The following is a 7,733-nucleotide window of genomic DNA, read 5'->3' on the forward strand; positions in this document are numbered from 1 at the left end:
CCATCCTGGCGGTGGTCGCCGTAATCGGCGCAGGGCTGCTTGCAATGGCCGCACTCAAGGACCAGGCTGCCTATTTCTATACGCCGGGCGATGTGGCGCGGGATCATGTTCAGCCCGGCACGGCCGTTCGGCTGGGCGGCATGGTCGAGAAAGGATCGCTCAAGCGGCTCCCCGACGGTGTGACCATCCTGTTTGTCGTCACCGATAATCAGGCGAGCGTTCCGGTCCGTTTCTCCGGCATCGTGCCCGCGCTGTTTCGTGAAGGATCGGGTGTCGTCGCTGACGGGCGGTTCGACGGCACCGGGCAATTTCTAGCGGATACGATCCTCGCCAAGCATGATGAGCGCTATATGCCGCCGCAGGTCGCCAAGAGCCTGGAGGGCGAGACCGTCCACAAGAGCGAAAGCCTGAAGAAGTGATCGCGGAAGCCGGTCTGGCTGCTTTGTGGCTCGGGGCCGCATTGTGCGCGCTGCAACTGTTGCTGGCCGTTTCGATCGTCAGGGGGGAGGCGGGCGAGCTGGCTTCTTTGATCCGCCCGGTTGCGGTCGCCCAGGCGGTGTTGACCGCGTTTGCTTTCGCGCTCCTGATCCTGCTGTTCGTGCGGGTGGACCTGTCGGTGCTGCTGGTTGCGCAGAACGATCATAGCGAGAAGCCGCTTCTCTATCGCTTCGCCGCGACATGGGGGAATCACGAAGGCTCCATGCTGATGTGGGTGACGATCCTCGGCGTCGCCGGTTCGGCCGTGGCGTTGCTGGAGCGTCGCCTGGAAGAGAGGACGTTGATCGCGACGCTCGGCGGGCAGGCCCTGATCGCCCTCGGTTTCTATGCCTTTCTGCTGTTCGCTTCGAACCCCTTTGCACGGTTGAGCCCGCCCGCCCCGGAAGGGCAGGGGCTCAATCCGCTGCTTCAGGATCCGGGTTTGGCTTTTCACCCGCCAACCCTCTACTTCGGCTATGTCGGCCTTTCGGTGGCCTTCTCCTTCGCGATCGGCGCGCTTGTCACGCGCGACGTCGGGCCCGCCTTTGCACGGGCCATGCGGCCCTGGGTGCTGGGCGCGTGGATCTTCCTGACGTTGGGCATCACCGCCGGCAGCTATTGGGCCTATTATGAGTTGGGCTGGGGCGGCTGGTGGTTCTGGGATCCGGTCGAGAACGCCTCGCTCATGCCCTGGCTGGCTGCCACCGCCCTGCTGCATTCGGTCACCGTCCTGGCGACGCGCGACGGCCTGCGCTCCTGGACGATCATGCTCGCCGTGGTCGCCTTCTCGATGAGCATGATCGGTACCTTTCTGGTGCGCTCCGGGATACTCACCAGCGTTCATGCCTTTGCCGTCGATCCGCGCCGCGGCAGCTTCCTGCTGATCTTGCTGTTCCTGTATATCGGTGGCGCTCTGGCGCTGTTCGGAATGCGGATCGGGACGGTCAAGGAAGGCGCGCGGTTCAATCTGGTGAGTCGCGAAGGCGCGCTGGTTGCCAACAATCTGCTCTTGTCCGCCATTCTCGGCATCGTGCTTGTCGGTACGCTCTATCCTCTGGTGATTGAGGCGGTCACCGGCACCAAATTGTCGGTAGGGCCGCCTTATTTCAACGCGGCCGCCGGCCCGCTCGCCTTGATCCTGGTCGCGCTGATCGGCGTCGGTCCCTTGCTGCGCTGGCGGCGCGACGCAATCCTGCCCTTGCTGCGGCGTGTCGCGCCGGCGGCAATCCTGACGCTCCTGGTCCTGATCGGCGTCCGGCTGGCGGCGCCTGACATGCACGTCCTGGCGCTCCTGGGGCTGGCCCTCGCGGTTGGTGCCGGGCTTGCAAGTCTTGCTCCCCTGTGGGGGCGAAATCTGCTGCGTACGCCGCTCTTCACATGGGGCATGGTGGTGGCCCATCTCGGCGTGGCGGTCAGTCTTGCCGGTATTGCATGCGACAGCAGCTTCACGGCCGAAAAACTTGTGGCGGCGCAGGTTGGCGATACCGTTGTCGTCGGCCCCTATCAGGTTCGCTTTGCCGGCATCTCGCCGACATTCGGTGCGAACTGGCAGGCACTGGAAGCAACGCTGGAGGTGCAGCGTGGCGCCGGCGATCCCTTGATCCTGAAGCCGCAGGCCCGAGCCTATTGGGCGCCTCCAACGGAAACGAGCGAGAGCGCGATCCACACCGCGCTGGACGGGCAGCTTTATACCGTGCTGGGCAAGCCGGCGGGTGAGGGGCGGTGGCAGCTGCGCCTGTGGTGGAAGCCGTTCGTCACGCTCATCTGGGCCGGTGGCGGCCTGATCGCGCTCGGCGGCCTGCTCGCACTGATCGGGCGGCTTCGCCGCGGGCGTCGGCGTCTTCAGGAGGGCTTTCTATGAGCCTTCTTCAATGGTCACCCCTGGCCGGCTTCATCCTGCTGGCATCTGCCCTGACCTATGGCCTCGCCCAGCCGGAGGTGAAGGAGGTGCAATCCAGGATGATCGGGGCACCGGTTCCGGCCTTCCGTCTCGGACCGGCCGCGCCGGGCGTGCCCGGCATTTCCAGCGGCGATCTGGCCAATGGCAAGCCGCAATTGGTCAACTTCTTTGCCAGCTGGTGTGTCCCTTGCGTCGCGGAAGCGCCCCAATTGAAGACGCTTGCCGATGCGGGCGTGCCGATCGTCGGCATTGCGATCCGCGACCGGCCTGCCGCCGTAGCCGGCTTCCTCGCGCGCAACGGCAATCCCTTCCGCGCGATCGGTGCCGACAATGCGAGCCAGCTCCAGATGGCGATGGGGTCGTCCGGGGTGCCGGAAAGCTTCGTCGTCGATGGCAAGGGCGTCATCCGCTATCAAAAGATCGGGCCGATCAACCCACAAGACGTGGCAGACGTGCTCGCAGCCGTGCGGAGCGCCAGATGAGCGCCGCTCTCGCGCCGTCTCGCCAGGGCACACAGGCCCCGGCCAGAACGCCTAAGGCATTCGCCTTTTTGTTTGCTTTATCAACAGCTTTGTTAGTTCTGTTCGCAGCGCCTTTGCGGGCTGACAGCGATCTGCCGCCGGCTCCCCTGTCGGACACGCAACTGGCCGATCCGCGTCAGGAGGCCGCCGCCAAGGCATTGATGGAAAAGATACGGTGTCTCGTCTGTCAGGGCCAGTCGATTGCCGACAGCGATGCCGAGCTTGCGGGCGACATGCGGGCCATGATCCGTCAGCGGATCGCCGCCGGGGAAAAGCCCGCCGCGGTTCAGGCCTGGCTGGTGCGGCGCTACGGATCGTGGGTCAGCTATGATCCGCCGCTGGATCGCTTCACCTGGTTGCTGTGGGCGGCGCCCCTTTTGCTTCTCGGTATCGGCGTCGTTTTGGCGCGCCGCAGCTTCCGATCGCGGCGGCGCCGATGAACGGCTGGATCATCTCCCTGCTGCTGGCGCTGGTGACGGGTGCCGCCCTCATCATGGTGGCACGTTCCCGCCGTCAGGTGGCGACTTTGGTGGCCGCCGCCATGCTGTTCGGGCTGGCGGGCTATGCCTGGCAGGGCAATCCGATGCTGCGTGGCCATCCGACCGAGGCAGGGGAGCGCCGCGGTGCCGATACCTTGTTCGCGCACGAGCGCACCTTGTGGCTGGAAACCGTCGGCCCCGACGCCGTTCAGCTCGATGGCGCGGATGCGTTGATCCGGAACGGCAGCCCCGATTATGCGGCGGGCGTCCTTCGTGCGGGCCTGATGCGTCAGCCGGATAATATGGCGCTCTGGCTCGGGCTGGGTAATGCCCTTCAGGCGCATGCCGACGGCATGCTCACCCCGGCGGCGCTATACGCGTATCAACGTGCGGCAGCGAGCGCGCCCAACCATCCGGCACCGCCCTATTTTCTCGGCCTCGCCTATCTTCAGATGGGCGATATCGCCACCGCCGATTCGATGTGGCGCAGCCTGCTCGCCAAGGCGCCGGCCGACGCGGCCTGGCGGACACGTGTCGCGGATCGGTTGAACTTCATCGAACGGTTCCGGACGAAGCGTTGATCAGCCCCTTGACGCTACGCGCATAAGGGGGAATCGTGGCTGCGGTCATCGCCGGGGGCGATGGGTTTGAAGGCAGCATCATGGCTTCGGGGCAAAGAGCGGCGGTGCTGATGCAGGACGTGCCCGTCGCGTCGGGCCGCGACCTTGACAGGATCGGCGTGCTGATCCGCGCACTCGAACGGCGGGACCAACTGTCCGAACGGGAACGCGCGGCGTTGGCGGCGGCGGTGTCCGAGGTGCGTACGCATCCGCAGGGCGACACGTTGATCCGCGCGGGCGTGGCCGCCGATCATAGTACCTTGCTGCTGGACGGCATGCTCGGTCGCGTCTTCTACATGTCGGAAGGCAAGCGCCAGGTCGTCGCACTCCACTCGCCAGGCGATTTCGTTGATCTCCACAGCCTGCTGCTGAAGCGGCTGGACCATGATGTAGTGGCGATGAGCGATGTGCGCGTCGCCGTCTTTCCCCATGCCAGCCTGCGCAAGCTGACCGAAACCGAGCCGCATCTGGCGCGCATGTTGTGGCTCCTGACCGTGATAGATGCCGCCATCCACCGCGAATGGATCGCCCGCTTGGGCCATTCGGCGGCCGTCCGGATCGCACACTTGCTGTGCGAACTTCACACGCGCTTGCTCGCAGTCGGAGAGGCGACGCCCCAGGGTTTCGTGCTCGATCTCACCCAGGCCGATCTCGGCGACATGACCGGCCTCACCCCCGTCCACGTCAACCGTACGCTGCGCAAGCTGCGCGAGGCGAACCTTGCCGTCGTGCGCGACGGCTACGCCTCTATTCCCGACATCACCAAGCTACGCGAATTTGCCGGCTTCGATCCCACCTACCTCTATCTCGAAAATCACCCGCGCTAGGATTCTGGCGGCAGCACGCATGTGCTACGGCCTCATCATGCCCGCTTTTCCCAAGTCGGTGCTCGACTATTGGCACCAGACCTTCTCCGCCGACCATGCTTGCGTTCGCGACAAACTGTCATGGGCCATAAGCGAGAGATTGAATCCAAAGCGTCCTGCGATGGTGCTGGAAACAACGGACGGCGCAGTGCGCGCGGTCTTCAGGCCGGAGATAGCCGAAGACATCCGCATTGGATCGGATGACCTTTCAGCGGCTGATTTGAAAGGCCGATTGAATAAGATCGGCATAGGGTTACGCGATCCGGATTATCTCTTCTATCTTCCGGCCGAAGCTCACAAGGCGTCGAACCTTGATTTGAAGCCGCGCCAACTGACGGAAGCGGACCGCCCCGTTTTCCAGGTCTTCTACAAGACAGCGTCCGAGCAGGACCGGGAAGATGCCTGGGTGGAGCTGGATCATCGGGCCGTGTTCGGATGCTTTGGCGGCGACAGACTTGTCAGCGCCGCCAGTATGAACCTGTGGGAGGATAGCACCATTGCCGATTTGGGCGTGCTAACGCTTCCCGATGCGCGCGGAAGAGGCTTCGCACGCGCTGTGGTCGGCGCGATCAATCGCTTCTCGCGGCAACGAGGGTATGAACCGCAATATCGTTGCCAACTCTACAATTCGGCATCGATCACCTTGGCCCGTTCTTGTGGCCTGATGCTGTTTGGACAGTGGACGGTAGCGACCAGCGCGCCCGCCACCGGGTACGCGTAGCACCGGGCTCATCCTCGGCGCTCAGCGGCCGGACTTAAAGAAGCGTGCGAGCTAAACCCGCCCGGACTAGCGCGAAGCTGTCATCCGCTTCCCGCCAAGATCGGACATGTGCGATGCCTGCATGATCGCCGGAGCGGCTCTATCTCTTGGCGTTGGAGCGGGTGAAGGGAACCCGCCATTATCGTAGCCTCTCTCGCGCGAAAGTTGGAGGTGTGACCGCTTCCGTCCCAATTGCGGACGCTCGGGCTGGCGATCCCGGTTCCGGATACCGCCATTCGTCAAGCGGGACCTTTCCCGTTTCTCTGTCTCTGACCCGCCATTTTGGGAAAGAGCAATCGGAACAGAATTTGGGAAGCTGCCGCCGGGACGCGGCGTTGAGCGCAACTGCCCAGGCGGCTTTCCTTCTATGTTTCTTTTTAAGGAAAAGGCCTAGGCGTTGAAGCGTCACCCATGAAGATCATGTCGCCATGCTCGGCGTGGGTTGCAGCCGGGGCGCAGGCCCTGCCGCCGCAAGCGCGGCTCGATGAGAGTGCAGTAATGAAAGACGCCACTAACGTAATTGCCATGGACCACACAGGCTTCGCTGTATCGTCATTGGACGAAGCCGTCCGGTTCTGGACAGGAGCACTCGGCTTCACGCTTGAGCGGCAGTCGAAGATGGAAGGCGACCTTCTGCATCAGGTGACAGGTGTCGATGATCCGAACGTAAAAACGGCGATCGTTAAGGCGCCGGACGGTTCGGTGGTCGAACTGTTGCAATATTCAAAAGGCCGCCAGAACGGGGCCGTGCCCCACAGTGCGGGAGCGATCGGAGCCGCCCACCTGGCTCTGACCGTGAAGGATATCCATGCCGCCATTGTCCGCGTCGAGGCAGCAGGGTGGAAAGCCAAGGGAAGCCCGCAATCGATCCCTGGTGGTCCGAGGAAGGGGACGCTGACCGCCTATGTTTCAGGCCCCGACCATATCACGATAGAGTTTATGCAGCCACCAGCTCGGTAGTGGCCGATGGCACTTTCCCCGCCCAACCATCAATTTCGGGAAAGGCTTTGCCCAGCTATGTCCGTTTCCGCGATCGGTATCCCGTAAACCGCCGGTCCGCTTTCCACCAATCCCAGACATTCGGGATTCCGCATTAGGGTTGGAGCGGCTCTTTCTGACGGCGGATGGAGCGGGTGAAGGGAATCGAACCCTCGTCGTAAGCTTGGGAAGCTTCTGCTCTACCATTGAGCTACACCCGCAAGAGCCTGAAAAGCATGCGCTTCATCGGCTGCTAGCCAGATTGGGGATCGCGGGTGTCGCCGCCCGCGCCACGATCTGATCGCCGACTGCCACGTAAGGCGGCGCGCCGTCAATGCGGATCGCGCGATTGCGCGATCACCCGTCGCGCATCAACGTGCCGAAGGCGCGCCGGACATGGGGAAGCATGCGCTGGACGATGATGCGAACGCCTTGTGCATTGGGGTGCAGACCATCGGCCTGGATCAACGCACGCTGCCCCGCCACCCCATCCAGGAAGAACGGGTAGAGTCGCGCACCGTATTTTGCTGCCAAAGCGGGGTAGATCGCATCAAACTGTCGTGCATAGGGCACGCCGAGGTTTGGCGATGCCCGCATGCCGGCGACGAGGATCGGGATCTGCCGCCGTTTGAGCTCGGCAAGGATGACCTCCAGGTTGGCCCGCGCCTGGGCAGGCGGAAGGCCGCGCAGCATATCGTTGGCGCCTAGTTCGACGATCGCGAGGTCTGGCTTCGCCCCGAGCCCGCGCAGGCCCCATAGCAGGCGCGCCCGGCCCTGGGCGGTGGTGTCGCCGGAGACACCGCCGTTGGCAACGCGTGCGGCGACACCCTGGGCGCGCAACGCACGCTCCAACTGACGGGTGAAGCCATCCGCCGGTGGCAAGCCATAGCCGGCCGTCAGACTGTCGCCCAAAGCCCAGATCAGCCGGTCCGCGGCGTGTGCCGGTGCCACCGCGACCAGCCCAAGCAGGAAGCCGACGCAACAAAGCGTTGCCATGCGATGGACAAGCGTCCGCCGCGCACCATATCGCCTGAACAATGGCATCACCCGCTTCTCCGTCGTCATCGCCGCTATCGCGGATCGATAGCGCGCTTATCGATGTGCGCAACGTCACGCTGTCGCTGGGCCGCGC

At 64.0% G+C, this 7,733-nt stretch carries 9 protein-coding genes and 1 tRNA gene; 8 read left to right on the plus strand and 2 right to left on the minus strand.

What is annotated here, in order from left to right; translation table 11 throughout:
• Positions 1–2 precede the first annotated feature (2 nt).
• From ccmE to ACOJSI_RS12540, 8 genes are all read left to right on the plus strand, one after another.
• A complete protein-coding gene (gene ccmE / locus ACOJSI_RS12505; RefSeq protein ID WP_420138627.1) occupies positions 3–419 on the plus strand; it encodes a cytochrome c maturation protein CcmE in 417 nt (138 codons plus the stop codon).
• The gene (locus ACOJSI_RS12510) at positions 416–2,338 is read left to right on the plus strand and encodes a heme lyase CcmF/NrfE family subunit (protein WP_420138628.1); all 1,923 of its coding nucleotides are present in this window, start codon (positions 416–418) and stop codon (positions 2,336–2,338) included. Before ccmE ends, ACOJSI_RS12510 begins: the two co-directional genes overlap by 4 nt.
• Positions 2,335–2,859 (plus strand): DsbE family thiol:disulfide interchange protein, encoded by a 525-nt coding sequence (locus tag ACOJSI_RS12515; RefSeq protein ID WP_420138629.1) that lies wholly within the window; start codon positions 2,335–2,337, stop codon positions 2,857–2,859. The genes ACOJSI_RS12510 and ACOJSI_RS12515 overlap by 4 nt, the downstream gene beginning before the upstream one ends.
• A gap of 89 nt (positions 2,860–2,948) precedes the next feature.
• Positions 2,949–3,338, plus strand: coding sequence for a cytochrome c-type biogenesis protein (locus tag ACOJSI_RS12520; protein WP_420138630.1), 390 nt, complete (start codon positions 2,949–2,951; stop codon positions 3,336–3,338).
• Positions 3,335–3,958 carry a tetratricopeptide repeat protein gene (locus tag ACOJSI_RS12525; RefSeq protein WP_420138631.1) on the plus strand — a complete coding sequence of 208 codons (624 nt, stop codon included), beginning with the start codon at positions 3,335–3,337 and terminating at the stop codon, positions 3,956–3,958. Before ACOJSI_RS12520 ends, ACOJSI_RS12525 begins: the two co-directional genes overlap by 4 nt.
• A 35-nt stretch (positions 3,959–3,993) precedes the next feature.
• Entirely contained in the window at positions 3,994–4,824 is an 831-nt protein-coding gene (locus ACOJSI_RS12530) for a Crp/Fnr family transcriptional regulator (RefSeq protein WP_420138632.1), read from the plus strand.
• 37 nt (positions 4,825–4,861) lie between these two features.
• Positions 4,862–5,584 carry a GNAT family N-acetyltransferase gene (locus ACOJSI_RS12535; RefSeq protein WP_420138633.1) on the plus strand — a complete coding sequence of 241 codons (723 nt, stop codon included), beginning with the start codon at positions 4,862–4,864 and terminating at the stop codon, positions 5,582–5,584.
• Between the two features lie 450 nt (positions 5,585–6,034).
• Positions 6,035–6,583 (plus strand): VOC family protein, encoded by a 549-nt coding sequence (locus tag ACOJSI_RS12540; RefSeq protein ID WP_420138634.1) that lies wholly within the window; start codon positions 6,035–6,037, stop codon positions 6,581–6,583.
• 165 nt (positions 6,584–6,748) lie between these two features.
• Here the strand turns inward: ACOJSI_RS12540 and ACOJSI_RS12545 are convergent.
• Positions 6,749–6,822 (minus strand) — tRNA-Gly (locus ACOJSI_RS12545).
• Positions 6,823–6,958: 136 nt separating this feature from the next.
• A complete protein-coding gene (locus ACOJSI_RS12550) occupies positions 6,959–7,597 on the minus strand; it encodes an arylesterase (RefSeq protein ID WP_420138635.1) in 639 nt (212 codons plus the stop codon).
• Between the last annotated feature and the right edge of the window lie 136 nt (positions 7,598–7,733).

Source organism: Sphingomonas sp. (assembly GCF_048595155.1).
Taxonomy (GTDB): Bacteria; Pseudomonadota; Alphaproteobacteria; order Sphingomonadales; family Sphingomonadaceae; genus Sphingomonas_I.